Here is a 25,398-nt window from a genome sequence, read left to right as displayed (position 1 = left end):
GCTCAGCCCTTCGATGCGGATTGCGCGAGGAACGCCGTCACGGCGTCGCGATGCTCGGTGCTGGTGTAGCAGATGGCCTGCGCCTGGCTGCCGAGGCTGAAGATGTCGTGCGCGGAATGCTCGAAGGTCTCGTTCAGGATCTTCTTGCTCAGCGCGAGCGCGGTGGGAGACCCCTCCGCCAATTCGGTCGCCCAGGCCTGCGCGGCCGGCAGCAGCTCGGCCGCCGCCACCTTGCGGTCGACGATGCCGAGCGCGAGCGCCTCGTCCGCCTCGACGACGCGTCCGGTGAAGATCAACTCCTTGGCTCTCGCAAGCCCGACCCGGCGCGGCAGGAAATACAGCCCGCCGCCGTCGGGGATCAGACCGCGCTTGATGTAGGACCAGGTGAATTTCGACCGCTCCGTTGCCATCACGAAGTCGCAGGCCAGCGCGGTATCCGCACCGAGTCCGGCTGCGGCGCCGTTGACGGCGGCAATGGTCGGCTTCGGCAGGCCCAGCAGAAGCGACTGCACGTGATGCACCCCCTGCTGACGGCTCCATCCGTTGAAGGCGACCTCGCCCTGCGGCGCCTCGAGCCGGCGCTTCATGCCGCTGATGTCGCCGCCGGCGCAGAAGGCGTTGCCGCGCCCGGTCAGCACCAACGCCCTGATCGCCTTGTCGCGCGCCACGGTTTCGAGCGCGCCGACGAACTCGGCACGCATCTCGTCACTCATGGCGTTGCGCCGCTCCGGGCGGTTGAAGGCGATCGTCGCGACGCCGGCCTCGAGCGAGAATTCGATGAGCTGATAGGACATGGCGGGCTCCTCAGGTGGGGTCGGATCGATCACTGCGGCGCATTGCGGATGTCGATTCGGGCCGTGCCGTTTCCTCGTCGAGCCAGCGCGGCCGGGCATTCTTCTTCCTCATGCCTGTAGCGGCTTGCACGGGCCGCGACATCCCCCTAATTCCACTCAGTGGAAACGGCGGCGGAGCTGGGACATGGCGCAGGCGCGCAGATATGCGGGCGGAGTTGACGGCAACCGGTCGCTCGAACGCGGCATCGAGATCCTCCGGGCGTTCCGGCCCGGCGTCGACACGCTCGGCAATGGCGAGATCGCCGAACGAACAGGCTTGCCGCGCTCGACGGTCAGCCGGCTGACGCGAACGCTGGTCAATTCCGGGATGCTCGACGAAGTCCGGAACCAGCGGACCTACCGCCTTGCCGCCTCCGTCATCAGCATCGGTCACGCGATGCGAACGGGATCACCCGTGCTCAACGCGATCGGACCGATGATGCGGGCGGAATCGGCGAAGCGCCGGCTCAACGTCGGGTTGGCCACCGCGGATCGAACCATGATGGTGTATCTGGAGTCGATCCGCTACAGCCCGCGCGCGGCGCTGCGCAACGTCGTCGCCGGCCAGCAGGTGCCGATGGAGTTGACGTCGCTGGGCCGCGCCTACCTCGCCGGCATCGCAGAAGCCGAGCGCGAGCAATTGCTGAAGCAGTTCAAGCGGCGCACCGCGGCGGCGACCAAGGCGCTGCTCACGGACGTCAGGAGATCGATCAGCGCCCTCGAGCGCGACGGCTATTGCGCGGTGTCATGGCAGCCCGCCGTTCTCGCCGTCGCGACGCCCATCGTGCTGGAGGGCCTCCCGGTCTACGCGCTCAACATGAGCCTGCAGAATGTCGAGCGCTCCGATGCGCTGACGAACGAGCTCGGCGCGTACCTCACCGCCTTCGCGGCGAAATGCAAGGAAGTGCTGGCGGGACGGTGACGTCGATCAGCCCCGTCACAGCTTTCCATAGACCCCCGCAGCGACGGCCTTCAGGCGCTCGACCGAGCCGGACTCCGGATGCGGCTTGACCGGCGCGAACAGGATCGAGGCCTGCCTGCCGTTCTTCCAGACATAGATGGTGACGGCGTTGCCGTTGCCCTTGGTGCAGGAATGCTCGCCGAAGGCTTCGCTGCCGAGCTCGGGGATCGCCACGTGCTTGCAGGGGCCTGCACGCTTCATCATGCCGGCGGCGGTGTCGCGCGAGGTGGCGATCACCGCGACGGTCATGGTGTTGGCCTCGCGATCGAACATCATGCAGCTGCCCGCGCCGGTCCGCTGCACTGTCAGCGTGCCCGCGTCGAGAAAGCCGTCGGCATCCGCGGCCGTAAGCCACTCGCAAGTGCCGAACCGCTCGCTGCTCCGGCTCACATTGGCGATGGCAGTACGCGCAGCTTCGGTGATCGGCCCGAGCAGCGCGTCATCGGCGCGGCGGCCGATCGGATAGACGCTGATCTGCAGAATGTAGTCGCCTGACAAGGCGACGACCGAAGCCTCCTGGCGCTCCGCGCCGGCAGCGGTCGTCCCGCCCTGGCCCTCCTCACCGATGCCGGACACCGGGCTCAGCGGCATGCGCTCACTGAGCGTCTTGACGAAGGTCGCGTACAATTCCCTGGCGCGGTCCTTGTCGGGATTGCGGAACACGGAGAGCATCATCGTGTCGCCGCGCCCGGCCTGGTAGATGCAGCCGCGGCCGTCCTGATTTGAGATCAGCGACCATTTCAACGCCGGCATCGCGGCGGCGAGTTCCTTGGCGCTGATGAACGGGCAGGTTTCAGCCGCGCGCGCGGGAAATGCCGGCGCGGCTGCGATTGCAAGGAAAAGAACGAGGCAGGAGAGCAGGCGATCGATCATGCGCATGGGACGACCTAATACCGCAAAATAGCGCACCCGGAACGAGGATGAACACCATACAAACGCATCTGCCGAAAGAGACTGCCGAGGGCGCCCAAACGGGCCACCGGAATCACTCATCCAAGTTCCACCGGTATTGCAATATCCAGTCTAGGACGTCGGCTCCGGAATAAAGCTGCATTTCAGCAGGCTTTATTTCACTAAATCTCTTTGCTTCAGCGCTGTAGGTCGAGCCCGAAACAACAATTCCACCCGACAGGTCCCAAGCTTTAGCCGCGCCATAAATTTGTTGAATGATTGGACGTCCTACCGAATGGCGTGCCTTGCCTTCCCGGATATCGGGCTGCTTGCATTGTACGGCAAAAATCAGCGGATCAGTCTTTTCGTCCTGGACCGCCAGGAAATCGATGCCGCCATCTTTCGACGGTCGAAATAGGTCTACTTTGAATCCCCGCCTTACAAATAATTCCGCGCACAGATTCTCAAAGTCCGCGCGGGATACAGAACCGAGGACGTCCGGGTTTCGCGCGATACCGTCAATCAAAGATTGAGAGCAAAATTCATCCACTGGCACGAATCTGCCATTTTTCTCCTTTTGGCGTTTGATGTATCGATCGCCAGTCCTCACATCATCGAGCTTCTCAAGGGATTGGAGGTCATACTCTCCAATCTCGTGGAGCGAGCGTGTCATCTTGACGTGAGGAATCGCAGTCGCGCCAATACGTGCCCAGCAGAGCTTTAGTTCACCTGCCTGATCTACGTGCTCAGGAAGATAGAGGAACTCTGCGCCCAAGCAATAACGGAGAGGGCTACCCAAGACTCGCCTTACGCCCTCGGGCTTTAACGGGAGTTTCGTCACCACCGGCAGAAAGCTTCGATTCTTCTCCGAATAGACAGCTAAGTGCGTTCCCATCTCGATCACCATGAGGCGGCTTGCAGGCAGTATACATATCTGAAAAAGCCGGGCGCGCCGGGAACGTTTCGAACGTCCGTCACTGCCCGTTATATTCGGCCCAGCAATCCGCGGTTTCATAGACCCGGACGGACCACAGCTGCGGAAGGCTCAGCTTCAGCCGGTCCCAGATCCAGACCGCGATGTTCTCGGCGGTCGGGTTCTCGAGGCCTTGGACCTCGTTCAGGCAGTGGTGGTCCAGCGCGCCCATGATGTCGGCGAAGCTGTTTTCGATGTCGAAGAAATCGGCGACGAAGCCGGTGTGCGGATCGACCGGCCCGTCCAATTGGACCTCGACCCGATAGGAATGACCATGCAGCCGGCGGCATCGGTGGGTCTCGGGCACGTTCGGCAGCCGATGCGCCGCCTCGAACTTGAACGCCTGCGATATCCTCATCCAGCTCCTCACACGGCGTAGCCATCCGGTCTCGGGCCCGTCTGGCGACCAGATGCTGCTTGGTCCTGACCTTTCGGCGAAGAATGGCGCGCCCGGAACGATTCGAACGTCCGACCCTCAGATTCGTAGTCTGATGCTCTATCCAGCTGAGCTACGGGCGCGTTTTTCGCGAACAGTGCGGGCCTAAGCCCGCAGGCAGCCTCCGGACAGCGCCGGAGGGGTGCGAAAGAGCGCTCTGACTAACCGCTCTTGCCGGGATTGGCAAGGTCCGGGATGGGGAGATTTTCGCGTATTTCCACCTTACTGGCCGTCATTCCGGGGCGCGACGAAGTCACGAGGCCGGAATCCGTAACCAACAGCCGGGGTTATGGATTCCGGGCCCGGCCCCTTGGGCCGTCCCGGAATGACGAGAGACTGTCGGCCGCTGGCCGACTACGCCCGCTGCCGCTCGTTGCGGATGGAGAGCAACTCCACCGGGCGGTCGGGAATGACGATGCGGAAGGTGGCGCCGATGGTGCCTTCGACCAGATGGATGTCGCCGCCATGGGCGCGGACCAGCTCGGCGGCGATGGCAAGGCCGAGACCGCTGCCGCCGGGGCGGCCGGAGGTCTGGAACGCCTCGAACAGATGGTCCCTGGTCTTCTGGGGCACGCCGGGACCGGTGTCGGAGACCTCGATGATCGCCACGGCGCCTTCGCGCTTTCCGGTGATCCGGATCTGCTGCGGGCCACCGTCGCCCGAGGCATGGCTCTCCAGCGCCTGGGCGGCGTTGCGCACGAGATTGAGCAGCACGCGGAACAGCTGATCGGGATCGGCATCGATGGCGAGCCCGCGTTCGATCGCGGCGACCCAGGCGATCGAAGCGTCGGAGGCAAGACCTGCGGTCTCACGCACCTCCAGCACGACAGGCTCGATCAGGATCATGCGGCGGTCGGGCGCGGCCTCCTGGGCGCGGCCGTAGGACAGCGTCGATTGGCAGAAGGCAATGGCGCGCTCGAGCGAACGCACGAGCTTGGGCGCAAAGCGCTGCACCCGCGGATCCGGCACGCTGGCGAGCTGATCCGACAGCAGCTGGGCCGAAGCCAGCAGATTGCGCAGATCGTGGTTGATCTTGGACACCGCGAGGCCGAGGGCGGCGAGCCGGCTCTTCTGATGCAGCATCGACATCAGATCGCGCTGCATGTCCGACAATTCGCGCTCGGCGACCCCGATCTCGTCGCTGCGCTGGCTCGGCACGATGATTCCCGCCGAGCTCTCGGGGTTCTCGTGAAAGCCGACCAGGCTCGCGGTCAGCCGCCGCATCGGCCGCACGAAGAGATAATGGAGCGCGAGATAGACCAGGCCCGCGGTCAGGACACCGATGATGAGCGCGACCACCACGACATTGCGGGAGAAGCGATACATCTGCTGCCGCAGCGGCAGCTCGTCGGTGACGATCTCGATGAACTGGGCATTGCCGACCCCGGGCCCGACGATCCGGATGGCCTGGTTGCCGGTCTCCAGCATCATCCGGAACGAGCCGGTGATCGCCTCCCAGGCCGTCATGTCGCGGAGGTCGATGTCGTGCCCGATGGCAGCCGGAATGTTGTCGCTGGCGAGCAGGCGGCGCTGCTGGCCCATCTTGATGGCGACGGCGCGGGCATTGATGCTTTTCAGGATCTGCCGCGACAGCGAATCGGGAACCATGCCGAGCGGCGCCGCGTCCAGCACCAGCGCGGCCGTGTTGGCCGCCGCGACGCGGTCGTTCAGGCGGTTGACCCAGAAGTTGGCGATGGCGGGCACATAGAGCAGGCTGGCCGCGATCATCACCAGGGGAACGGTCAGCAGCAGCAGCTTGCCCGACAGCCCGAGCCCGCGCGTCCCGCGGGGGCGCACCGCCGGCTGGTCCGGCTGATCCTGATCCTGGATCGGCTGGAGGTCTGTCGCTGCCACGAAATTCGCCCTCGCTGCGGCGTGTGAAGGATTGGCGGTAGGAAGATGCGGCCCGACCCCGGTCCGGTCAAATTACGGATCGCTAATCTGCCGAGGTGGGATGTAAGCGCTGATATCGCGAGTCGCCACCTCAAGGGTTAAAAACCCCGCGCAAACAGCGATATTCACCGGAAACGTACGCTTGTGCGGCGTTGACGAAAACAAGGCGCTACCTTATAAGCCGCGCAAATTGTCCGCGATGACCCGGTGTGAACGCCGGGAGCGGCTCTCTTGGGGCCGAAAAAGGCCCGTTTGGGGCCGCATCTTCCGGGCTTTACCATCAATTCTACAGGCAAATTGCCCGGTCAGCGGAGAAAAACCCGTGAAGCGGACTTATCAACCCAGCAAACTGGTGCGCAAGCGCCGTCACGGTTTCCGTGCCCGTCTCGCCACTGCCGGCGGCCGCAAGGTTCTCGCCGCCCGCCGCGCCCGCGGCCGCAAGCGTCTGAGCGCCTGAGCCGGACCCTCTTTTCCGGGATATCATCATGGATCGGCTGAGGCAGCGGGCGGATTTCCTCGCCGTTGCCAATGGCGCGCGGGTGAATAGTCCCGCGTTCGTCCTGCAAAGCCGCCTCCGCGATGACCAGGGCCCGGTCCGGATCGGCTTCACCGTCACCAAGAAGAACGGCAACGCCCCCGAGCGCAACCGCATCCGGCGCCGGCTTCGCGAACTGGTGAAGCGGCTCGATCCGGTATCGATGCAGCCTCATCATGATTATGTCCTGGTCGGACGAAGGGACGCGCTCTCGCGCGACTTCGCCACCATGCTCGACGATCTGCGCATAGCCTTCTCGAAGCCCGCGCGGCATACGGCCAGAGGACCCTCGAAGGGGCGTGGCCGGAAGCCAGGCGTCCCTGCCGCTGCCAGCCGCAAACCAGATTGATGACGAGACATTAGAGATGACCGACAATCGCAATACCATTCTCGCCGTCATTCTGTCGGGCCTCGTCCTGATCGCCTGGCAGTATTTCTACAACGTGCCGGCGATGGAGAAGCAGCGCGCCCAGCAGCAGGCACAGGCCGAGCTGCAGAAGACCACGCCGCAACCGACCGCCTCCGCAACCCCGGGCGCCGCGCCGCAGCCGGGTGGCGCGACACAGCCGGCAACGCCGGGCGCAAACCAGGCGGCCCAGCCGGTCGTTGCGCGCGATGCCGCGATTGCCGCCAGCCCGCGCGTGAAGATCGACACGCCGCGCATCGTCGGCAGCATCTCGCTGAAGGGCGGCCGCATCGACGACATCGCGCTGGTGCAATTCCGCGAAACCGTCGATCCGAAGTCGCCGCCGATCATCCTCTATTCGCCCTCGGGCACCGCAGAGCCTTATTACGCCGAGTTCGGCTGGGTGGCGGCGACCGGCGTGACGGCGAAGATGCCTGATGCCCAGACCGTCTGGCAGCAGGACGGCAGCGGCAGCCTGACGCCGACGAATCCGGTGGTTCTGAAATGGGACAATGGCGACGGCCTCACCTTCCGCCGTACCGTCGCGGTCGACGACCATTATCTCTTCACCGTCAAGGACGAGGTGAGCAATGTCGGCAATGCGCCGGTGACGCTCTATCCGTTCGCGCTGATCTCGCGCCACGGTGCGCCGCAGGTCTCCGGCTATTACATCCTGCATGAAGGCCTGATCGGCTATCTCGGCGACCAGGGCCTGCAGGAATATGCCTACAAGAAGATCGACGAAGCCAAGAAGGTCGATTTCAAGGCCACCAATGGCTGGCTCGGCATCACCGACAAATACTGGGCTTCGGCCCTGCTGCCCGACACCAATGCCCCGCTGCAGGCGCGCTTCTCGTCGAACCCGGTCGGCAACGTCCACACCTACCAGACCGACTATCTGCTCGACCCCGTCACCGTCGCGATCGGCGGCACGGCCACCGCGAATGCGCGGCTGTTCGCCGGCGCCAAGGAAGCCGGCGTCGTCGGCGTGTTCCCGTTCGCCGGCCTCGGCGGCTACAACAAGGAGCTGGGGCTGAACCATTTCGATCTCTTGATCGACTGGGGCTGGTTCTACTTCATCACCAAGCCGATGTTCCTCGGCCTCGACTTCTTCTACCGCTTCTTCGGCAATTTCGGCATCTCGATCCTGCTCGTGACCGTGATCGTGAAGCTGTTGTTCTTCCCGCTGGCGAACAAGTCCTACGCCTCGATGGCGAAGATGAAGTCGATCCAGCCGCAGCTGCAGGCGCTGAAGGAGCGCTATCCCGACGACAAGGTGAAGCAGCAGCAGGAGATGATGGAGATCTATCGCAAGGAGAAGATCAATCCGGTCGCCGGCTGTCTTCCCGTGGTGATCCAGATCCCGGTGTTCTTCTCGCTCTACAAGGTGCTGTTCGTCACCATCGAGATGCGGCACGCGCCGTTCTACGGCTGGATCAAGGACCTCTCGGCGCCGGACCCGACCAACCTGTTCAACCTGTTCGGCCTGATCCCGGTCGACCCGACCACGATTCCCGTGTTCGGCCATTACCTCGCGCTCGGCATCTGGCCGATCATCATGGGCATCACGATGTGGTTCCAGATGAAGCTGAACCCGACGCCGCCCGATCCGACGCAGCAGATCATCTTCAACTGGATGCCGCTGATCTTCACCTTCATGCTGGCGGGCTTCCCGGCGGGTCTCGTGATCTACTGGGCCTGGAACAACCTGCTCTCGGTGATCCAGCAGAGCTACATCATGCGTCGCAACGGCGTGAAGGTGGAGCTGTTCGACAATCTCAAGGCGACGTTCGCGAGGAAGGCGACGTAAGTCCCCGTCATTCCGGGGCGATGCGCAGCATCGAACCCGGAATCTCGAGATTCCGGGTCTGGTCCTTCGGACCATCCCGGAATGACAGCAAGCAAAGAGCCTCGCATGACCGACGACAAAGATGCGAAGCTGATCGAGGCCGGGCGAAAGCTGTTCGCCCGCGACTGGCAGTTCATCTGGGCCTCGCCCTCGATCCAGACGCTGCCGCCGATGGCGGGGCTGGAGGTCGCCTTTGCCGGGCGCTCCAATGTCGGCAAGTCCAGCCTGATCAACGCGCTCACCGGGCGCAACGCGCTGGCGCGCACCTCGCATACGCCGGGCCGCACCCAGGAGCTGATCTTCTTCGAGGTCCCCGGCAAGAACGACCTGCGCCTCGTCGACATGCCCGGCTACGGCTATGCCAAGGCGCCCAAGAGCCAGGTCGCGTCCTGGACCGAGCTGATCCACAAATTCCTGCTCGGACGCGCCAGCCTCGCGCGCGTCTACGTGCTGATCGACGCACGGCACGGCATCAAGGACGTCGACCTCGAGGTCCTCAAGACGCTCGACCGCTCCGCGGTCAGCTATCAGATCGTGCTGACCAAGGCCGACCAGGTGAAGGCCTCCGAACTGCAAGCGCGCATCGCCGAGACCGAGGCGGCGCTGGCAAAACATCCGGCCGCGTTCCCGAACGTGCTCGCGACCTCGTCACGCAGCTCGGCCGGCATGGAGAGCCTGCGCGCCGCGATGGCGAAGCTCTTGGAAGAGCGGAGCAAGTAATGGTGGCGCACCGGCTCCTGATCGGGCTCGCCGGATTGATGGGCGCCGCTGGCGTCGCGCTGGCCGCAGCCTCCGCCCACGGCGCGGATGCCAGCCGGCTCGCCACGGCGAGCACCATGCTGCTGTTTCATGCAACTGCCATATTGGCGACCACAGCCCTGCTCACGCGTGGCCTTCTGCACGGCGGAATTGGCCTGGTCGCCGCATGCGGCTTCGTGATCGGCGCCGCGCTGTTCGCGGGTGACCTCACCTTGCGGCACTATGCCGGCCACGCGCTGTTTCCAATGGCGGCGCCGACCGGTGGAACGGTGATGATTTTGGGCTGGCTGGCGGTGACGCTGGCGGCGGTGCTGGCGCGGAAGTGACGCTTTCTCTTACCCTCCCCTGGAGAGGGAGGGTCGGCTCACATTGAGCGCAGCGAAATGTGAGCCGGGGTGGGGTGATCTCTCCACTCGGGCACTGCTCATCGCGGAGAGACCGTCACCCCACCCCGCTCGCGCTGCGCGCGATCGACCCTCCCCCTCCAGGGGAGGGTAAGTACGAAGACCACACTTTGCGCCACGCCCGCCAATCGGATAGAACGCAGGCCGCGTTAGTCCCGCCAGCGAGACCCCGACATGACCGACATCTCTCCGCTCGACCAGGCCCGCATCCTGTCCGAAGCGTTGCCGCACATGCAGCAGTATGACGAGGAAACCATCGTCATCAAATATGGCGGCCATGCCATGGGCGACGAGGAGACCGCCAAGAACTTCGCGCGCGACATCGTGCTGCTGGAGCAGACCGCGATCAACCCGGTGGTGGTGCATGGCGGCGGGCCGCAGATCGCGACCATGCTCAAGCGCCTCGGCATCCAGTCGGAATTCGCCGCGGGCCTGCGGATCACCGATGCCGCCACCATCGAGATCGTCGAGATGGTGCTGGCCGGCTCCGTCAACAAGCAGATCGTCGGCTACATCAACGAGGCCGGCGGCAAGGCCGTCGGCCTGTCGGGCAAAGACGCCAACATGGTGAAGGCGACGAAGACGACGCGGACCATCGTCGATCCGGGCTCGCACATCGAGAAGGCCGTCGATCTCGGCTTCGTCGGCGACCCCGAAAAGGTCGACCTCACTTTGCTCAACCAGCTGATCGGCTACGAGCTGATCCCGGTGCTGGCGCCGCTGGCAACGTCCAAGGAAGGCCAGACGCTGAACGTCAACGCCGACACCTTTGCCGGAGCGGTGGCCGGCGCGCTGAAGGCCAAGCGCCTGTTGTTGCTCACCGACGTGCCGGGCGTGCTCGACAAGTCGAAGAAACTGATCCCGCAGCTTTCGGTGAAGGACGCGCGAAAGCTGATCGCCGACGGCACCATTTCCGGCGGCATGATCCCGAAGGTCGAGACCTGCATCTACGCGCTCGAGCAGGGCGTCGAGGGCGTCGTCATCATCGACGGCAAGATGCAGCATGCGGTGCTGCTCGAGCTGTTCACCAACCAGGGCACGGGCACGCTGATCCACAAGTGATGAGCTGGACGCATCGACGAAAGAACGTCATGGCCGGGCCTGTCCCGGCCATCCACGACCTTTCTCGCGGCGCAGACGTGGATGCCCGGGTCAAGCACGGGCATGACGAGCGGAGAGTTCAGCGGCCGCGCCGCTCGGTCCTCACCCGCTTCCTGATGACGCTGCCGGCCGCGGCCGTCTCGTTTGTCTTCTCCTCTGCGCCTGCCTTCGCCGACCTCAAGATCTGCAACCGCATGTCCTATGTGGTCGAAGCCGCGATCGGCATCGACGACAAGGCGGCGACCGCAACGCGCGGCTGGTTCAGGATCGATCCCGCCACCTGCCGTGTGGTGGTGCAGGGCACGCTGACCGCCGACCGTATCCTGCTCAACGCCCGCGCGCTCGGCGTCTATGGCGCCTCCCCGATCCCGCAGAGCGGCAGCGACATGCTCTGTGTCGCGCAGGACAATTTCGTCATCGCGGCGGCACGGCAATGCCGCAGCGGCCAAACCCAGGTCGCGTTCACGCAAGTGACGCCGACGCAAGGGACGGACGGCAACCTCATTGCCTATCTCGCCGAAGATTCCGAATATGACGACGAGCAGGCGCGCCTTGCCGGCATCCAGCGCCTCTTGGTGATCGCCGGCTACGACGCAGCACCAATCGACGGCGTCGACGGGCCGAAGACGCAGGCCGCGCTCGCCGCGTTCCTGAAGAGCCGCGGCCTGTCGTCGGACATCGTGGGCTCGCCAAACTTCTTCAAGACCATGGTCGACGCGGTGCAGACGCCGTCCGCCACCGGCCTCACCTGGTGCAACGACACCCCGCACAAGGTGATGGCGGCGATCGCGACCGACGACGGCAAGTCCGTGACCAGCCGCGGCTGGTATCGCATCGATCCCAAGACCTGCCTGCACCCTGACGTGACCGGCCAGCCGAAGCAGATCTTCAGCTTCGCGGAAGCCGTCGACGCCGACAACCGCGTCGTCAAGCTGAAGGACAGACCGCTGAACTGGGGCGGCGACAGGCAGCTCTGCACGCGCGAGACCAAGTTCGAGACCAATGAACAGACCGATTGCGGCGCGCGGGGATTTGCGGCGACGGGATTTGGTGTGGTGGACATGTCGAGCGGCGGCAAGACGCTGCGGTTTGCCGTGCCGTGATGGTGTTGATGTGATGACGGTGGGACCAAACTCTCCGCTGTCGTCCCTGCGAACGCAGGGACTCATAACCACAGGATTTGGTTGTGGCGCAAGACATCACCACGATCCCGTAAACAATTTCTCCCTGTGGCTGGGTCCCGGATCGGCGCTCCGCTTCGCTGCGCTTGTCCGGGACGACGAGCTGAGGATGTTGATATGACCTCGCCCCGCAGCTTCACTCACGTCGACACCTGGGTGTTCGATCTCGACAACACGCTCTATCCGCATCACGTCAATCTGTGGCAGCAGGTCGATGTGCGGATCACCGAGTTCGTGTCCAGCTGGCTGCAGGTGACGCCGGCGGAAGCGCGAAAGCTCCAGAAGGATTACTATTTGCGCTTCGGCACCACCATGCGCGGCATGATGACCCTGCATGGCGTTTCCGCCGACGACTACCTCGCCTATGTCCACAGGATCGACCATTCGCCACTGGAGCCGAACCCGGCGCTCGGCGCGGCCATCACCAAGCTGCCGGGGCGAAAACTGATCCTCACCAACGGCTCGGTCGATCATGTCGACGCCGTGCTGGCGCGGCTCGGCCTCAACGCACATTTCGACGGCGTGTTCGACATCATCGCCGCGGAGTTCGAACCCAAGCCGGCGGAACGGACCTACCGGAAATTTCTGAGCGACCATGCCGTCGACCCGACTCGCGCCGCGATGTTCGAGGATCTCGCCCGCAACCTCACCGTCCCCCACGCGCTCGGCATGACCACCGTGCTGGTGGTGCCGGACGGGACGAAAGAGGTGGTGCGTGAGGATTGGGAACTGGAGGGCCGGGACGCGGCCCATGTGGATCACGTCACGGATGATCTGACGGGGTTTTTGGGCAAGCTCTCTCGGTAGGTCCGTAGCCCGGATGAAGCGCAGCGTCATCCGGGGCATCTCGCCGCGGGGAGACCGTCCCGGATTGCGCTTCGCTCCATCCAGGCTACGGGACTCATCAGCCGCTTGCCCGGGATGACGGCCGAGTATGCCTTGACTCCGCCCCTCCAAATCCCGAAAAAGCGCCCCAATCCTTCAAAATTCCCGCTTCCCAGAGGAAATTCCGATGTCGCTTGCAGCCCTCGAATCCACCATCAACAGCGCGTTCGACGCGCGCGACGGCATCTCGACCTCGACCAAGGGCGAGGTGCGCGAGGCCGTGGAGCAGGCGCTGGAGACTTTGGACAAGGGCGAGGCGCGCGTTGCCGAGCGCGGCACTGATGGCAAGTGGAAGGTCAATCAATGGCTGAAGAAGGCCGTGCTGCTGTCCTTCCGCCTCAACGACATGGACGTCATTGCCGGCGGTCCCGGCAAGGCGAGCTGGTGGGACAAGGTGCCCTCGAAGTTCGAAGGCTGGGGCCCGAACCGTTTTCGCGATGCCGGTTTTCGCGCCGTTCCCGGCGCGGTGGTCCGCCGCTCGGCCTTCATCGCCAAGAACGTCGTCCTGATGCCTTCCTTCGTCAATCTCGGCGCCTATGTCGATGAGAGCACCATGGTCGACACCTGGGCCACCGTCGGCTCCTGCGCCCAGATCGGCAAGCGCGTGCACATCTCCGGCGGCGCCGGCATCGGCGGCGTGCTCGAGCCGCTGCAGGCCGAGCCCGTGATCATCGAGGACGATTGCTTCATCGGCGCGCGCAGCGAGGTCGCCGAAGGCGTGATCGTGCGCAAGGGCGCAGTGCTTGCGATGGGCGTGTTCCTGGGCGCTTCGACCAAGATCGTCGACCGCGAGACCGGCGAGGTCTTCATGGGCGAGGTCCCCGAATACTCGGTGGTGGTGCCCGGCGCGCTGCCCGGCAGGCCGATGAAGAACGGCCAGATCGGCCCGAGCACCGCCTGCGCCGTCATCGTCAAGCGCGTCGACGAGCGCACACGCTCCAAGACCAGCATCAACGAGTTGCTGCGGGATTGATCGGGACTACGGGCTCCGCTCTCTCACCGTCACCCCCGGGCAACGGCGAAGCCGTTGTCGCTGGAGGCGGCCGCTCCTTCAGCGGCCCTCGAAGGGCGACGGCCCGGCTGCCGGCTGCATCGCGGCCGTTCCTCCTTCGAGGCTCCCGGCGCGATGCTCTGCGTCGCGCCACTCGTGCCTCAGGATGACGGGTCGGGAACGGCATCGAACCCTCCCTGCCTGCATCGCGACCAATCTCCGGGCGGTCCTGACCGCCCGGAGCTCTTCGTATGGACTGGACCTGGTATCTCTTCCGCTTCGACGGCCGCATCAACCGCGCATTGCTGTGGCAGGCGCTGCTGATCGTCGCGCTGCTGGCGGGCTTGCTGGAGATCGCCGGTCAGGTCATCGGGATCGTCGCAGGGTCCAGATCCACCCTGAAGCTCGGCATCGAGCTCGATTTCGATTTCGGTCTCGACGACCTCTTCAAGCTGGTCGATCCCCGTGCCTCCCACGCGCTGGCATCCGCCGATCTCGCGACCGCGATCCTCAAGACATCCGGCATGGCGCTGTTCTTCTGGATCTATCTTTCGACGGCGATCAAGCGGCTGCACGATCGCGACAGGAGCGGCTGGTGGATCGTTCCGTTCTTCTTTCTGCCCGGCCTGTTCAGCCAGTTCGCCGACCTGCTGCCGAAGGCGAACTGGATGCTTCCGTTCGGTCTCAGCGCATCGGCCCTGTGGTTGTGGGGCTTCGTCGAAATGTTCTGCCGCCCCGGCACCTCGGGCCATAACCGCTTTGGCCCCGATCCGCTGCTCGAGATCGAGGACGGTTCGGCATCGCCCGCCTCCCCTGCGCAAAACTGGGACCAGGGCCGCGAGATCGAAATTGTCCCGCCCAGCGCTAGCCCACCCGGCGGCATGCATGTTAAGCGGGGCGCATGACCGATGCTCTCTCCATTGCCCGCGATCTCATCCGCTGCCCCTCGGTAACCCCTGAAGACGCCGGTGCGCTCGGGGTGCTTGAAAAAGTCCTCGGCGCCGCAGGCTTCACTTGCCACCGCGTGACGTTCAGCGAAGGAGGCATCGCCGACGTCGACAATCTCTATGCGCGGATCGGCACCGAGGGACCGCATATCACCTTTGCCGGCCACACCGACGTGGTGCCGCCCGGCGACGAGAGCGCCTGGAGCGTCGGCGCGTTCTCCGGCGAGGTGAAGGACGGTGTCCTGCACGGCCGCGGCGCGGTCGACATGAAGGGCGGCATCGCCTGCTCGGTTGCCGCAGTGCTGGAGCATCTCGCCGCCAATGGTGGCAAGCCGCGGGCGGATGGGACAGGGTCGATCTCGTTCCTGATCACCGGTGACGAGGAAGACGTCTCCATCAACGGCACCATCAAGCTGCTCAAATGGGCCGCCGAGCGCGGCGAAAAATTCGACCATTGCGTGCTGGGCGAGCCCTCCAATGTCGAGACGCTCGGCGACACCATCAAGGTCGGCCGCCGCGGCTCGCAATCGGGCACGCTTTATGTCGACGGCGTGCAGGGCCATGTCGCCTATCCGCACCGCGCCTCCAATCCAGTACCGGATATCTCACGACTGATCGTTGCGATCTCCGACGAGCCGCTCGACCACGGCAGCGCGCAGTTCCAGGCCTCCAATCTCGAATTCGTCTCGGTCGACGTCGGCAACAAGGCCTTCAACGTCATCCCCGGCGAAGCCCGCGCAAAATTCAACATCCGCTACAACGACAACCACACCCAGGCGTCCCTGCGCGAGCTGGTCGAGACGCGGCTCGCAAAGGCGTGCGGCAACCGCATCAAGGCCCGCATCGTCTGGGAGCCCTCGAACTCCAACGTGTTCGTGACCAAACCCGGCCCGTTCACCGACCTCGCGGTCGCCGCGATCGAGGAGGTGACGGGCCGCAAGCCCGAGCTGTCGACATCAGGCGGCACCTCGGATGCGCGCTTCATCTCCAGCTATTGCCCAGTGATCGAGTTCGGCCTGGTCGGCCAGACCATGCATCAGGTCGACGAGCGGGTGCCGGTGGCCGATCTGGAGAAGCTGACGAAAGTGTATCGCGGGATCCTGACGCGGTATTTTGGGTGAGGGCTTATATTGCCAAACACTCCGCCGTCATGCCCGGGCTTGTCCCGGGCATCCACGTTTTCGGCGCTCCCGTTAAGCAAGGGCGTGGATGGCCGGGACAGGCCCGGCCATGACGGCTGTTGTGGCATCACGATCTAATAATCCACCTGCATCAGATACAGCCCCTCCGGCGGCGCCACGATGCCGCAGGCGGCGCGGTTGCGGGCTTGCAGCGCCGCGGAGAGGTCGTCGGCGGTCCAGCGGCCCTCGCCGACCCAGACCAGCGAGCCCACCATCGAGCGCACCTGGCTGTGCAGGAATGAGCGCGCCGAGGTGACGATCGTGATCTCGCGGCCGTCACGGATCACGTCGAGCTGGTCGAGCGTCTTCTCCGGCGATTTGGCCTGGCACTCGGTGTCGCGAAACGTCGTAAAGTCGTGCTTGCCGAGCAGCCGCTGCGCGGCCGCATGCATCGCCTCGGCGTCGAGCTTGCGCGGCACGCGCCAGGCGTGGCCGATGTCGAGCGCGAGATTGGCGCGGGTGTTGACGACGCGATAGCGGTAGTGGCGCTTCACGGCCGAGAAGCGCGCCTCGAAACTGTCGGGCACCACCTCAGCCTCCAGCACCGCGATCGGATGCGGGCGCAGATGTGCGTTGAGCCCGTCGCGAAACCGGCCCGGCGGAAACTGCTTGTCGACATCGACATGCGCGACCTGGCCGCGCGCGTGCACGCCGGCATCGGTGCGCCCGGCGCCGTGCACCCGCAGGTTCACGCCGGTCATCGCCTTCACGGCCGCCTCCAGCGCGCCCTGCACAGAGGGCAGCGTGTCCTGCACCTGCCAGCCGAAGAATGGCGCGCCGTCATATTCGATGGTGAGCTTGTAGCGGGGCATCGTGTCCAGCTTTGTCCGGCGTCATTGCCGGGCTTGACCCGGCAATCCATCGCCCAGAAAAGAGTTTTGTTAGAAGATGGATACGCGGGTCAAGCCCGCGTATGACGAGCCGGCTAGTTGAATCGCGCACCTGCCTTCACCGGTACACCCCGCAAAAAGTCCGCCGCCTGCATCCGGCCCTTGCCCTCGCGCTGCAGCTCGATGATGCGGATGGCGCCCTCGCCGCAGGCGATCGTGAGCTGCTCGTCGAGCACCGCGCCCGGCTCCCCCGATCCCTTGGCCAGCTCGCAGCGCAGGATTTTCACACGCGCATTTTCCAGCTCGGCCCAGGCGCCGGGGAACGGCGAGAGGCCGTGGATGTGGCGCAGCACGTCGCGCGCCGGCTTGCTCCAGTCGATCCGCGCCTCGGCCTTGTCGATCTTGGCGGCATAGGTGACGCCGTCCTCGCTCTGCTTCCTAAGCTGGAGCCCGCCGCGATCGAGCGCGGCCATCGCGCGCACCATCAGGTCGGCGCCGAGGCGCGAGAGGCGATCGTGCAGGTCGAGCGCCGTCATGTTGTCCGAGATCGCAAGACGCTCGGCCATGGCGACGTCGCCGGTGTCGAGGCCGGCATCCATCTTCATCACCATCACGCCGCTCTCGGCATCGCCTGCCATGATCGCGCGATTGATCGGCGCCGCGCCGCGCCAGCGCGGCAAGAGCGAAGCATGCAGATTGTAGCAGCCGAGTTTTGGCGCATCGAGGATCGCCTGCGGCAGGATCATGCCATAGGCGACGACGACGGCCGCATCGGCATCGAGCGCGCTGAACTCATCGAGCGCTTCCTGCGTCTTCAGCGTCTTCGGCGTCAGCACGGGAATGCCGAGTTTTCGCGCGGCCTCTTCAACTGGCGTCGGCTGCAATTGCAGGCCGCGCCGCCCGCCCGGCTTCGGCGCGCGGGTGTAGACCGCGACGATCTCGTGGCCATGCGCGACCAGCTCGAGCAGCGTCGGCACGGAGAAATCGGGCGTGCCCATGAAGATGAGGCGGAGGGGCATGGCAAGAACTCGGTACGTTCCCTCCCCCCTTGTGGGGGAGGGTTAGGGAGGGGGGGGTGCCACACGACGCGCTCTGTCGGCGCAAGCGTTCGCGGCACTCACTCGATACGGATGACGGATAGACTTCCGCCTGGGCTACCCCTCTCCCCCGCCCTCCCCCACAAGGGGGGAGGGAGCGCAGCGGAGTACTGGGCAGCGTTCACACTAGCTCACTCCGCGCGCTTGGCGGCTTTCTCGAACTTCTTCATGACGCGGTCGCGCTTGAGCTTCGACAGATAGTCGACGAACAGCACGCCATTGAGATGGTCGATCTCGTGCTGGATGCAGGTGGCATAGAGGCCTTCGGCGTCCTCCTCGTGCACCTTGCCGTCGAGATCGGTGAAGCGCACGCGCACCTTCGCGGGGCGTTCGACCTCCTCGTAATATTCGGGGATCGACAGGCAACCTTCCTCGTAAGCGGAGAGCTCCTCGGACGAGGCTAGGATCTCGGGGTTGATGAAGACGCGCGGCAGCGGCTTGGTCTCGCCGTTCTCGTCGCGCTTGGCGAGGTCCATGGTGATCAGCCGCAGCGGCTGCGCGATCTGGATCGCAGCGAGGCCAATGCCGGGCGCGTCGTACATGGTCTCGAACATGTCGTCGGCAAGCTTGCGGATCTCGGCCGTGACCTTCTCGATCGGCTTGGAGACCAGACGCAGCTGCTTGTCGGGCAGGATGATGATTTCTCTGAGGGCCATGGCCGCGATTTAAGCCCCATGCCGGATGCGGTCAATGCGGGGCGGAACTCCGTTAACCCCTCGCTAACCATAAAACTTCGCATTTCGTTAACCATAAAAATTAACCGGGCATTCACCGGAAATGTTCGCTATTCGTTCGTGCGAACGGCCGAATCGGCTAGAAGGGCTGGCATGAACGAGATCATTTTCATGCTGGGCGACTGGCCGGTGCGCACGATCGATGCGCTGATCGGCTTCGGGACGCTCGTCCTCATCCTCCTGGTGGCAATTGCGGTGGTGATCGCGCGCTCCGGGCGGCGCGGGGCGGAACTTGCGATGGCGCACGCAATCCGGGCCGACGAGCTCGAAGAGCGCCTCAGCGAGGTGCTGCGCGCCCAGAGCGAATCCTCAGGGAGGGTCGATGCCATGACCCAGGCGCTGGCGGGACGTCAGGCCGAGATGGCGCGGGCGGTCAACGAGCGGCTGGATTCGGTGACGCATCGCGTCGGCCAATCCATGGAGCACTCGACCCGCAACACCATGGAGAGCCTGCGCGCCCTGCACGAGCGGCTCGGCATCATCGACAGCGCGCACAAGAACCTCACCGACCTCACCACCCAGGTGACGACCTTGCGCGACGTGCTCGCCAACAAGCAGTCGCGCGGCGCCTTCGGCCAGGCGCGAATGGAGGCGATCGTCCAGGACGGTCTTCCAAAGGGCGCCTACGAGTTCCAGTTCACGCTCTCGACCGGCAAGCGGCCGGACTGCGTCGTGTTCCTGCCGGACCAGCGTCCGCTCTGCATCGACGCGAAGTTCCCGCTGGAAGCAATGACGGCGCTGCACGACGCCCGCACCGACGAGGAGAAGCGCATCGCCACACAGCGGCTGCGCGGCGACGTGATGAAGCATGTCAGCGACATCGCCGAAAAATACCTCATCACCGGCGAGACCCAGGAGATGGCGCTGATGTTCGTGCCGTCGGAATCGGTCTACGCCGAGATCCATGACGGCTTCGACGACGTGATCCAGAAGGCCTATCGCGCCCGCGTCGTGCTGGTGTCGCCCTCGCTCCTGATGCTGGCGATCCAGGTGATGCAGCAGATCATGAAGGACGCGCGCATGCGCGATGCCGCCGACCAGATCCAGACCGAAGTGATCAAGCTCGGCGACGATCTGGGACGCCTCAGGGACCGCGTGGTCAAGCTGCAGAAACATTTCTCCGACGCGAACGAGGACGTCCGCCAGATCCTGATCTCCGCCGACAAGATCGAGAAGCGCGCGGGACGGATCGAGGAGCTCGATTTCAGCAAGAGCGATGCAGCCGAAGGGCCGAAGCTGGTGGCGGGCGCGGGCGAGCTGTTTCCGCGGAAGCTCCAGGCGGGGGAGTGACGCTGTGCCGTCATGGCCGGGCTTGTCCCGGCCATCCACGGACTTTTCAACGGCACCACGAACGTGGATGCCCGGGACAAGCCCGGCCATGACGGGATTTGTGGCAGAGGCATCACGGCCAGAATCTGCTAACACCGCCTCATGACAGCACCCGACGCCACCTCCGGAACTGCCGCCACCGAAACCCCTGCCACCTCCTGGCGCGACAGCCTTGCCGTGTACCTGCAACCGCGGGTGCTGATCGTGCTGTTCCTCGGCTTCTCGTCCGGCCTGCCGCTGGCGTTGTCGGGCTCGACGCTGCTGGTGTGGATGCGCGAGGCCGGCGTCGACCTCAAGACCATCGGGCTGTTCGCGCTGGTCGGCACGCCCTACACGCTGAAATTCCTGTGGGCGCCGCTGGTGGATGCGCTGCATGTGCCGCTGTTCACCCGCGCCTTCGGGCGGCGGCGCGGCTGGCTTTTGTTCTCGCAATTGCTGCTGATCGTCGCGATCCTGCTGCTCGCGATGACCGACCCCGGCCGTTCGCCGTTCTACGTCGCGCTCGGTGCGCTGCTGGTGGCGACGATGTCGTCGACGCAGGACATCGTGGTCGACGCCTTCCGCGTCGAGAGCCTGCCCGAGAGCGAGCAGGCCGCCGGCATGGCCGCCTACGTCGCGGCCTACCGGATCGGCATGCTGGTCTCGACCGCGGGCGCGCTGTTCATCGTCTCCGGCTTCGAGAGCACAGGCATCACCCGCACCTCGGCGTGGATGTGGGGCTATGTGGTGATGGCGGCGATGGTGCTGATCGGCACGATCACGGCACTGGCCGCGACCGAGCCCGAGCAATCGGAGCGGGCCGATGCCGCGACACAGGCCGACAGCGCATTCACGCGCGTGCTGCACGCGGCGGTCGGCGCCTTCTCGGAATTCTTGACGCGCAAGGATGCCCTCGTCGCACTCGCCTTCGTCGTGCTGTTCAAGTTCACCGACGCGTTCTCCGGCACGATGACCGCGCCGTTCGTGATCGACCTCGGTTTTACCCGCAACGATTATGCGGCGATCGTGAAGGGCGTCGGCCTCGCCGCCACGCTGATCGGCGGCTTTGCCGGCGGCTTCGTGGCGCGGCGCTATCCGCTGGCGACATCGCTGTGGATCGGCGGCGTGGTGCAGGCACTGGCCAATCTGTCGTTTTCCTGGCTCGCAGTGGTCGGCACCAATCAATGGGCGCTGGCGTTCGCGATCTGCGCCGAGAATTTCACCAGCGCCATCGGCACCGTGATCTTCGTCGCCTATCTCTCGGCGCTGTGCCAGAACCCGCTGCACACGGCGACGCAATATGCGCTGCTCACCGCGCTCGCGGCGGTGGGGCGGACCTATCTGTCGTCAGGGGCCGGCTTCGTGGCCGCGGCGACCGGCTGGCCGCTGTTCTTCGTGATCTGCGTGCTGGTGGCGATCCCGAGCCTGGTGCTGCTGGCCTGGCTGCAGAGGCGCGGGCATTTCGACGCGCTGGGGCCGGTGCGGGTGTGACGGTCCCGTCATGCCCCGCGAAGAGCGGGGCATCCAGTACGCCGCGGCCCGTCGAGGAATCACTGTCGTCTCTGGAATACTGGATCGCCCGCGTAGCGGGCGATGACACCGGAACCGGGGGAAGAGCCAGGCCGCCCTACTGCTTCTTGATCAGGCTCCACTTCGTGATCACGGCCTCGCTCATCTGGCCGGGGTCGCTGGCGCAGGCGACCTCGTCGACCTTCACCGAGATCTCCTTGCCGACGAACGATTTCAACTGCGTGGCCTGCGCATCGCTGGAGGTGACGAGCTGGAAGGTCTCGGGTCCGGTCTCCAGATTGCACAGCCCGTTCGGCGCCGGCAGGCGGCGCGGCTCGGACGTGATCTGATACATCGGCACCCGCTTGCCGTTCTTGACGTCGCGCACTTTCATCGCGTTCAAGGCACCCGAGAGCACGTCGCCGGTGTTGATCGGCTTGCCGGGCTTCGACGGCGGCGGCGCCCCGTCGTCCTGCTGCGCTGACATGGCCGGGGTTGCCAGCATCGCCATCGTCGCGACCAAAGCCAATCGTGTGGCGAAAAGTTTCGTCATGTCGTTGCGTTCCGTGAGATCTTGGGATGGAGATTGTTGTTTTGACGCGTTTTCTTCACGCGAACCGGTATCCACTTCGCTCGAAAACGCTCTAGAACAGGGTGCGCTGCCGCATCGCTGCCGATAGCGTACCTTCATCGAGATAATCAAGCTCGCCGCCGACGGGAACTCCGTGGGCGAGCCGCGTCACCTTCACATTGGCGTCCTGAAGCAGATCGGTGATGTAATGCGCGGTGGTCTGGCCGTCGACCGTCGCATTCAACGCCAGGATGATCTCGTGCACTTCGGCGGCATGGGCACGCGCGACCAGCGCGTCGATGGTGAGATCCTGCGGGCCGACACCGTCGAGCGGCGACAATGTCGCGCCGAGCACATGATAGCGCCCTTGCGTCGCATTGGCCCGCTCCAGCGCCCAGAGATCGGCGACGTCGGCGACGACGACGATGATCGCGGGATCGCGCTTCGGATCGGTGCAGACGGTGCAGGGATTCTGCGTATCGATGTTGCCGCAGGTCTTGCAGACCTGCACCTTGTCGAGCGCCACCTGCATGGCCGAGGCCAGCGGCATCATCAGCGCTTCGCGCTTCTTGATCAGATGCAGCGCCGCGCGCCGCGCCGAGCGCGGGCCAAGGCCCGGCAGCCGTGCAAGCAGCTGAACCAGCCGCTCGATTTCTGGACCTGCAACCGCGCCCATACTATTGGCCGAACAACCCCGGCGGCAGGCCGAGCCCGCCGGTGAGGGCTTGCATCTTCTCCTGCATCGCGGCCTCCGCCTTGCGGCGCGCATCACCGAACGCGGTGACGAGCAGGTCTTCCAGCACCTCGCGCTCTTCCGCCTTCATCAGCGACGGATCGATCTTGACGCCCTTGACGTCCATCTTCGCGGTCATGCGCACGGCGACGAGACCGCCGCCGGAGATGCCCTCGACCTCGACGTTAGCGAGCTGGTCCTGCATCTCCTGCATCTTGGACTGCAGCTGCGCTGCCTGCTTCATCATGCCGAGAAAATCAGCCATCGGTGTTCGTCCTTGAAAAGAAATGGCTCAGAGATCGTCGTCGCCGTCGGAACCGTCGGGCGGATCGTCACTGCCATAGTCGGCGTTTATATTGGCTTCCGGCGCCTCGGGGGCAAGCCTGCGGACCTCGACGACCTTCGCGCCGGGGAAGCGCGACAGCACCTCCTGCACGCGGGGATCGGCCTCCGCGGTGCGCGCATGCTCCTGCTTGGCGGCCTGGTTCACCGAGCGCAGCGTCGGCTGGCCCTGCTCGTTGGAGACGACGATGGTCCAGCGCCGGCCGGTCCACAGCTCGAATTTCTTGGCAAGCTCCGAGATCATGGTCTTGGAGGCGTTGGGCTCGAGCGCGACTTCCAGCCGGCCCTCCTCGAAACGGACGAGGCGCATGTCGCCTTCGAGCGCGCTCTTGGTCATGATGTCGCGCTTCTGCCCGGCGAGCGCGACGAGCTGGGTGAAGCTCGTGACGCGCAGCTGGGGTGCCGCCCCTTGCGGATCCGGCGCGGGCGCCACCATCTGCGGCCGGGCGCCACCACCGAACGCGGTCGGTGACGATGTCGGCATGCGCACGGGCGGAGCGGACACCGGCGCGGCCGACGCCATCGGCGCGGATGGCGCGCTGCTGCGCGCAGCTCCGCCGCCGTTCACGACCGGTGAGCCGCCGCCGTTCTGCTCCAGCATCCTGATCGCTTCGTCCGGCGTCGGCAGGTCGGCGACATAGGCGATGCGCACCAGCACCATCTCGGCGGCCGCGGCGGGACGCGTCGCGGCCTGCACCTCGGTGATGCCCTTGAGCAGCATCTGCCACATCCGCGACAGCACGCGCATCGAGATCTTCGAGGCGAATTCCTTCGCCCGCACGCGCTCGGTCTCGCCATAGGCGACGTTGTCGGCGGTCGCCGGCACGATCTTCACGCGGGTGACGAAATTGACGAATTCGGCAAGGTCGGAGAGCACGACGATCGGATCGGCGCCGACGTCGTACTGATCGCGGAATTCCTTGAAAGCGGCCGCGATGTCGCCGCGCGCCAGCGAATCGAACAGGTCGATGACGCGGGTACGGTCGGCGAGGCCCAGCATCTGCCTGACGGCGTCGGCCTTCACGGTGCCGGCCGCATGCGCGATGGCCTGGTCGAGCAGCGACAGCGAATCGCGCACCGAGCCTTCGGCGGCGCGCGCGATGATGCCGAGCGCCTCGGGCTCGATCTCGACGTTTTCCTTCGCCGCGATGTTGGCGAGGTGCTTCATCAGCACGTCGGCCTCGACCCGGCGCAGGTCGAAGCGCTGGCAGCGCGACAGCACCGTGACCGGGACCTTGCGGATCTCGGTGGTCGCGAACACGAATTTGGCGTGCTCCGGCGGTTCCTCCAGCGTCTTCAGGAAGGCGTTGAACGCCGCCGTCGACAGCATGTGGACTTCGTCGATGATGTAGACCTTGTAGCGGGCGCTGGCCGGCGCATAGCGCACGCTGTCATTGATCTGTCGGACGTCGTCGACGCCGGTATGCGAGGCCGCGTCCATCTCCAGCACGTCCATGTGCCGGCTCTCCATGATCGCCTGGCAATGCACGCCCAAAGTCGGCATGTGGATGGTCGGGCCCTTCACCGAGCCATCCGGCATCTCGTAGTTGAGCGCCCGGGCCAGGATGCGCGCGGTGGTGGTCTTGCCGACGCCGCGGACGCCGGTGAGGATCCAGGCCTGCGGAATGCGGCCGGTCTCGAACGCATTCGAGACGGTGCGGACCACGGCCTCCTGGCCGATCAGATCGTCAAAGCTGGAAGGGCGGTATTTGCGCGCCAGCACCCGGTAAGGCGCGTTGCCGGCGGGGCCGGCGCTATCAGGATTTGGGGGGGCGCCAGCGTCGGTCATCGGTCGATCCGCAATGAAATGTCTCTCGGCCGGCTTTTGCGGAAAGGAGCGCGCTGGCGGGAAGGCCCGCCGGCGCAATTCGCTCGGAAAAACAGGTAGGAGACTGACGAGCGACCCGATCCGGACCTCGTTAGGGCTGCTTCCTTCCGGACCTGACCCGGTTGGCGAGTGGCTCGTCCACCGCCAATCTCCCGGTCCCTATTTGGGGCCAAAGGAAGCGGAAAGCAAGCGGGTATCGGCTCGAACGGATCGAGTTTGC

26 protein-coding genes, 1 tRNA gene and 1 other RNA gene are annotated in these 25,398 nt (G+C 65.2%); 14 read left to right on the top strand and 14 right to left on the bottom strand.

Annotated features, from left to right (window positions below):
• Positions 1–2: 2 nt before the first annotated feature.
• Entirely contained in the window at positions 3–794 is a 792-nt protein-coding gene (locus TSA1_RS02545) for an enoyl-CoA hydratase/isomerase family protein (protein WP_100174962.1), read from the bottom strand.
• A 184-nt stretch (positions 795–978) separates the two neighbouring features.
• Between TSA1_RS02545 and TSA1_RS02540 the strand changes: the two genes are divergently transcribed.
• Positions 979–1,755, top strand: coding sequence for an IclR family transcriptional regulator (locus TSA1_RS02540; protein WP_100174961.1), 777 nt, complete (start codon positions 979–981; stop codon positions 1,753–1,755).
• A 15-nt stretch (positions 1,756–1,770) separates the two neighbouring features.
• Here the strand turns inward: TSA1_RS02540 and TSA1_RS02535 are convergent, their stop codons facing one another.
• From TSA1_RS02535 to TSA1_RS02515, 5 genes are all read right to left on the bottom strand, one after another.
• The gene (locus tag TSA1_RS02535; RefSeq protein ID WP_100174960.1) at positions 1,771–2,673 is read right to left on the bottom strand and encodes a hypothetical protein; all 903 of its coding nucleotides are present in this window, start codon (positions 2,671–2,673) and stop codon (positions 1,771–1,773) included.
• A 106-nt stretch (positions 2,674–2,779) separates the two neighbouring features.
• Positions 2,780–3,592, bottom strand: a complete 813-nt coding sequence (locus tag TSA1_RS02530; RefSeq protein WP_161497179.1) for a restriction endonuclease — start codon at positions 3,590–3,592, stop codon at positions 2,780–2,782.
• A gap of 67 nt (positions 3,593–3,659) precedes the next feature.
• Positions 3,660–4,016: a 6-carboxytetrahydropterin synthase QueD gene (gene queD / locus TSA1_RS02525; protein WP_100174958.1), complete on the bottom strand. Its 357-nt coding sequence runs from the start codon at positions 4,014–4,016 to the stop codon at positions 3,660–3,662.
• An 84-nt stretch (positions 4,017–4,100) separates the two neighbouring features.
• A tRNA-Arg gene (locus tag TSA1_RS02520) sits at positions 4,101–4,177 on the bottom strand.
• Between the two features lie 271 nt (positions 4,178–4,448).
• Entirely contained in the window at positions 4,449–5,948 is a 1,500-nt protein-coding gene (locus TSA1_RS02515; RefSeq protein ID WP_100174957.1) for a sensor histidine kinase, read from the bottom strand.
• A gap of 361 nt (positions 5,949–6,309) precedes the next feature.
• Here TSA1_RS02515 and rpmH point away from each other — a divergent pair, with 361 nt between their 5' ends.
• The 11 genes from rpmH (at position 6,310) to dapE (ending at position 16,166) form a co-directional block, all read left to right on the top strand.
• Complete coding sequence (rpmH, locus tag TSA1_RS02510; RefSeq protein WP_008542748.1) at positions 6,310–6,444, top strand: 50S ribosomal protein L34; 135 nt, start codon at positions 6,310–6,312, stop codon at positions 6,442–6,444.
• 28 nt (positions 6,445–6,472) lie between these two features.
• Complete coding sequence (gene rnpA, locus TSA1_RS02505; RefSeq protein WP_100174956.1) at positions 6,473–6,871, top strand: ribonuclease P protein component; 399 nt, start codon at positions 6,473–6,475, stop codon at positions 6,869–6,871.
• 16 nt (positions 6,872–6,887) lie between these two features.
• On the top strand, positions 6,888–8,738 hold the full coding sequence (gene yidC / locus TSA1_RS02500) for a membrane protein insertase YidC (protein WP_100174955.1): 1,851 nt from the start codon (positions 6,888–6,890) through the stop codon (positions 8,736–8,738).
• A 105-nt stretch (positions 8,739–8,843) separates the two neighbouring features.
• Entirely contained in the window at positions 8,844–9,497 is a 654-nt protein-coding gene (gene yihA / locus TSA1_RS02490) for a ribosome biogenesis GTP-binding protein YihA/YsxC (protein ID WP_100174953.1), read from the top strand.
• Positions 9,497–9,862: a DUF423 domain-containing protein gene (locus TSA1_RS02485; RefSeq protein ID WP_100174952.1), complete on the top strand. Its 366-nt coding sequence runs from the start codon at positions 9,497–9,499 to the stop codon at positions 9,860–9,862. The genes yihA and TSA1_RS02485 overlap by 1 nt, the downstream gene beginning before the upstream one ends.
• A 252-nt stretch (positions 9,863–10,114) precedes the next feature.
• On the top strand, positions 10,115–11,002 hold the full coding sequence (gene argB / locus TSA1_RS02480; RefSeq protein ID WP_100174951.1) for an acetylglutamate kinase: 888 nt from the start codon (positions 10,115–10,117) through the stop codon (positions 11,000–11,002).
• 155 nt (positions 11,003–11,157) lie between these two features.
• Positions 11,158–12,144 carry a DUF1036 domain-containing protein gene (locus TSA1_RS02470; RefSeq protein ID WP_100174950.1) on the top strand — a complete coding sequence of 329 codons (987 nt, stop codon included), beginning with the start codon at positions 11,158–11,160 and terminating at the stop codon, positions 12,142–12,144.
• Positions 12,145–12,339: 195 nt separating this feature from the next.
• Positions 12,340–13,029, top strand: coding sequence for a pyrimidine 5'-nucleotidase (locus tag TSA1_RS02465; protein WP_100174949.1), 690 nt, complete (start codon positions 12,340–12,342; stop codon positions 13,027–13,029).
• Positions 13,030–13,234: 205 nt separating this feature from the next.
• Positions 13,235–14,080 (top strand): 2,3,4,5-tetrahydropyridine-2,6-dicarboxylate N-succinyltransferase, encoded by an 846-nt coding sequence (dapD, locus tag TSA1_RS02460; RefSeq protein WP_100174948.1) that lies wholly within the window; start codon positions 13,235–13,237, stop codon positions 14,078–14,080.
• 269 nt (positions 14,081–14,349) lie between these two features.
• Entirely contained in the window at positions 14,350–15,003 is a 654-nt protein-coding gene (locus TSA1_RS02455) for a DUF805 domain-containing protein (protein WP_100174947.1), read from the top strand.
• Entirely contained in the window at positions 15,000–16,166 is a 1,167-nt protein-coding gene (gene dapE / locus TSA1_RS02450) for a succinyl-diaminopimelate desuccinylase (protein ID WP_100174946.1), read from the top strand. Before TSA1_RS02455 ends, dapE begins: the two co-directional genes overlap by 4 nt.
• A gap of 134 nt (positions 16,167–16,300) precedes the next feature.
• Here dapE and truA read toward each other — a convergent pair whose 3' ends face one another.
• The 3 genes from truA to def form a co-directional block, all read right to left on the bottom strand.
• Positions 16,301–17,038 carry a tRNA pseudouridine(38-40) synthase TruA gene (truA, locus tag TSA1_RS02445; protein ID WP_100174945.1) on the bottom strand — a complete coding sequence of 246 codons (738 nt, stop codon included), beginning with the start codon at positions 17,036–17,038 and terminating at the stop codon, positions 16,301–16,303.
• Positions 17,039–17,151: 113 nt separating this feature from the next.
• A complete protein-coding gene (gene fmt, locus TSA1_RS02440) occupies positions 17,152–18,075 on the bottom strand; it encodes a methionyl-tRNA formyltransferase (RefSeq protein ID WP_100174944.1) in 924 nt (307 codons plus the stop codon).
• Between the two features lie 209 nt (positions 18,076–18,284).
• Entirely contained in the window at positions 18,285–18,809 is a 525-nt protein-coding gene (def, locus tag TSA1_RS02435; protein ID WP_100174943.1) for a peptide deformylase, read from the bottom strand.
• A gap of 171 nt (positions 18,810–18,980) precedes the next feature.
• On the opposite strand from def, the gene TSA1_RS02430 reads away from it, so the two are divergent.
• The gene (locus TSA1_RS02430; RefSeq protein ID WP_174718711.1) at positions 18,981–20,177 is read left to right on the top strand and encodes a DNA recombination protein RmuC; all 1,197 of its coding nucleotides are present in this window, start codon (positions 18,981–18,983) and stop codon (positions 20,175–20,177) included.
• Positions 20,178–20,318: 141 nt separating this feature from the next.
• Entirely contained in the window at positions 20,319–21,686 is a 1,368-nt protein-coding gene (locus TSA1_RS02425; RefSeq protein ID WP_100174941.1) for an AmpG family muropeptide MFS transporter, read from the top strand.
• A gap of 136 nt (positions 21,687–21,822) precedes the next feature.
• Here TSA1_RS02425 and TSA1_RS02420 read toward each other — a convergent pair whose 3' ends face one another.
• The 5 genes from TSA1_RS02420 to ffs all read right to left on the bottom strand — a co-directional run bounded on the left by TSA1_RS02420 (position 21,823) and on the right by ffs (position 25,331).
• Positions 21,823–22,257, bottom strand: coding sequence for a hypothetical protein (locus TSA1_RS02420; RefSeq protein ID WP_100174940.1), 435 nt, complete (start codon positions 22,255–22,257; stop codon positions 21,823–21,825).
• Positions 22,258–22,348: 91 nt separating this feature from the next.
• Complete coding sequence (recR, locus tag TSA1_RS02415; protein WP_100174939.1) at positions 22,349–22,951, bottom strand: recombination mediator RecR; 603 nt, start codon at positions 22,949–22,951, stop codon at positions 22,349–22,351.
• 1 nt (position 22,952) lies between these two features.
• Entirely contained in the window at positions 22,953–23,273 is a 321-nt protein-coding gene (locus TSA1_RS02410; protein WP_100174938.1) for a YbaB/EbfC family nucleoid-associated protein, read from the bottom strand.
• Positions 23,274–23,300: 27 nt separating this feature from the next.
• Positions 23,301–25,139: a DNA polymerase III subunit gamma/tau gene (locus TSA1_RS02405; protein ID WP_100174937.1), complete on the bottom strand. Its 1,839-nt coding sequence runs from the start codon at positions 25,137–25,139 to the stop codon at positions 23,301–23,303.
• Positions 25,140–25,234: 95 nt separating this feature from the next.
• An RNA gene (gene ffs, locus TSA1_RS02400) (signal recognition particle sRNA small type) lies at positions 25,235–25,331 on the bottom strand.
• Positions 25,332–25,398 lie beyond the last annotated feature (67 nt).

Origin of the sequence: Bradyrhizobium nitroreducens (assembly GCF_002776695.1) — a bacterium.
In the GTDB taxonomy this organism is placed as follows: Bacteria; Pseudomonadota; Alphaproteobacteria; order Rhizobiales; family Xanthobacteraceae; genus Bradyrhizobium; species Bradyrhizobium nitroreducens.
This window is presented reverse-complemented; position numbering and strand designations above follow the sequence as displayed.

What these genes read in the sequence shown, in the direction of transcription:
- TSA1_RS02540 (WP_100174961.1), top strand. Translation starts at nt 979, where the DNA reads ATGGCGCAGGCGCGCAGATATGCGGGCGGAGTTGACGGCAACCGGTCG.
- recR (WP_100174939.1), bottom strand. Translation starts at nt 22,951, where the DNA reads ATGGGCGCGGTTGCAGGTCCAGAAATCGAGCGGCTGGTTCAGCTGCTT.
- argB (WP_100174951.1), top strand. Translation starts at nt 10,115, where the DNA reads ATGACCGACATCTCTCCGCTCGACCAGGCCCGCATCCTGTCCGAAGCG.
- TSA1_RS02545 (WP_100174962.1), bottom strand. Translation starts at nt 794, where the DNA reads ATGTCCTATCAGCTCATCGAATTCTCGCTCGAGGCCGGCGTCGCGACG.
- TSA1_RS02410 (WP_100174938.1), bottom strand. Translation starts at nt 23,273, where the DNA reads ATGGCTGATTTTCTCGGCATGATGAAGCAGGCAGCGCAGCTGCAGTCC.
- TSA1_RS02430 (WP_174718711.1), top strand. Translation starts at nt 18,981, where the DNA reads ATGAACGAGATCATTTTCATGCTGGGCGACTGGCCGGTGCGCACGATC.
- TSA1_RS02465 (WP_100174949.1), top strand. Translation starts at nt 12,340, where the DNA reads ATGACCTCGCCCCGCAGCTTCACTCACGTCGACACCTGGGTGTTCGAT.
- truA (WP_100174945.1), bottom strand. Translation starts at nt 17,038, where the DNA reads ATGCCCCGCTACAAGCTCACCATCGAATATGACGGCGCGCCATTCTTC.
- fmt (WP_100174944.1), bottom strand. Translation starts at nt 18,075, where the DNA reads ATGCCCCTCCGCCTCATCTTCATGGGCACGCCCGATTTCTCCGTGCCG.
- queD (WP_100174958.1), bottom strand. Translation starts at nt 4,016, where the DNA reads ATGAGGATATCGCAGGCGTTCAAGTTCGAGGCGGCGCATCGGCTGCCG.
- dapD (WP_100174948.1), top strand. Translation starts at nt 13,235, where the DNA reads ATGTCGCTTGCAGCCCTCGAATCCACCATCAACAGCGCGTTCGACGCG.
- rnpA (WP_100174956.1), top strand. Translation starts at nt 6,473, where the DNA reads ATGGATCGGCTGAGGCAGCGGGCGGATTTCCTCGCCGTTGCCAATGGC.
- TSA1_RS02535 (WP_100174960.1), bottom strand. Translation starts at nt 2,673, where the DNA reads ATGCGCATGATCGATCGCCTGCTCTCCTGCCTCGTTCTTTTCCTTGCA.
- TSA1_RS02485 (WP_100174952.1), top strand. Translation starts at nt 9,497, where the DNA reads ATGGTGGCGCACCGGCTCCTGATCGGGCTCGCCGGATTGATGGGCGCC.
- TSA1_RS02455 (WP_100174947.1), top strand. Translation starts at nt 14,350, where the DNA reads ATGGACTGGACCTGGTATCTCTTCCGCTTCGACGGCCGCATCAACCGC.
- TSA1_RS02405 (WP_100174937.1), bottom strand. Translation starts at nt 25,139, where the DNA reads ATGACCGACGCTGGCGCCCCCCCAAATCCTGATAGCGCCGGCCCCGCC.
- TSA1_RS02425 (WP_100174941.1), top strand. Translation starts at nt 20,319, where the DNA reads ATGACAGCACCCGACGCCACCTCCGGAACTGCCGCCACCGAAACCCCT.
- TSA1_RS02470 (WP_100174950.1), top strand. Translation starts at nt 11,158, where the DNA reads ATGACGCTGCCGGCCGCGGCCGTCTCGTTTGTCTTCTCCTCTGCGCCT.
- TSA1_RS02530 (WP_161497179.1), bottom strand. Translation starts at nt 3,592, where the DNA reads ATGGTGATCGAGATGGGAACGCACTTAGCTGTCTATTCGGAGAAGAAT.
- TSA1_RS02420 (WP_100174940.1), bottom strand. Translation starts at nt 22,257, where the DNA reads ATGACGAAACTTTTCGCCACACGATTGGCTTTGGTCGCGACGATGGCG.
- yidC (WP_100174955.1), top strand. Translation starts at nt 6,888, where the DNA reads ATGACCGACAATCGCAATACCATTCTCGCCGTCATTCTGTCGGGCCTC.
- yihA (WP_100174953.1), top strand. Translation starts at nt 8,844, where the DNA reads ATGACCGACGACAAAGATGCGAAGCTGATCGAGGCCGGGCGAAAGCTG.
- def (WP_100174943.1), bottom strand. Translation starts at nt 18,809, where the DNA reads ATGGCCCTCAGAGAAATCATCATCCTGCCCGACAAGCAGCTGCGTCTG.
- dapE (WP_100174946.1), top strand. Translation starts at nt 15,000, where the DNA reads ATGACCGATGCTCTCTCCATTGCCCGCGATCTCATCCGCTGCCCCTCG.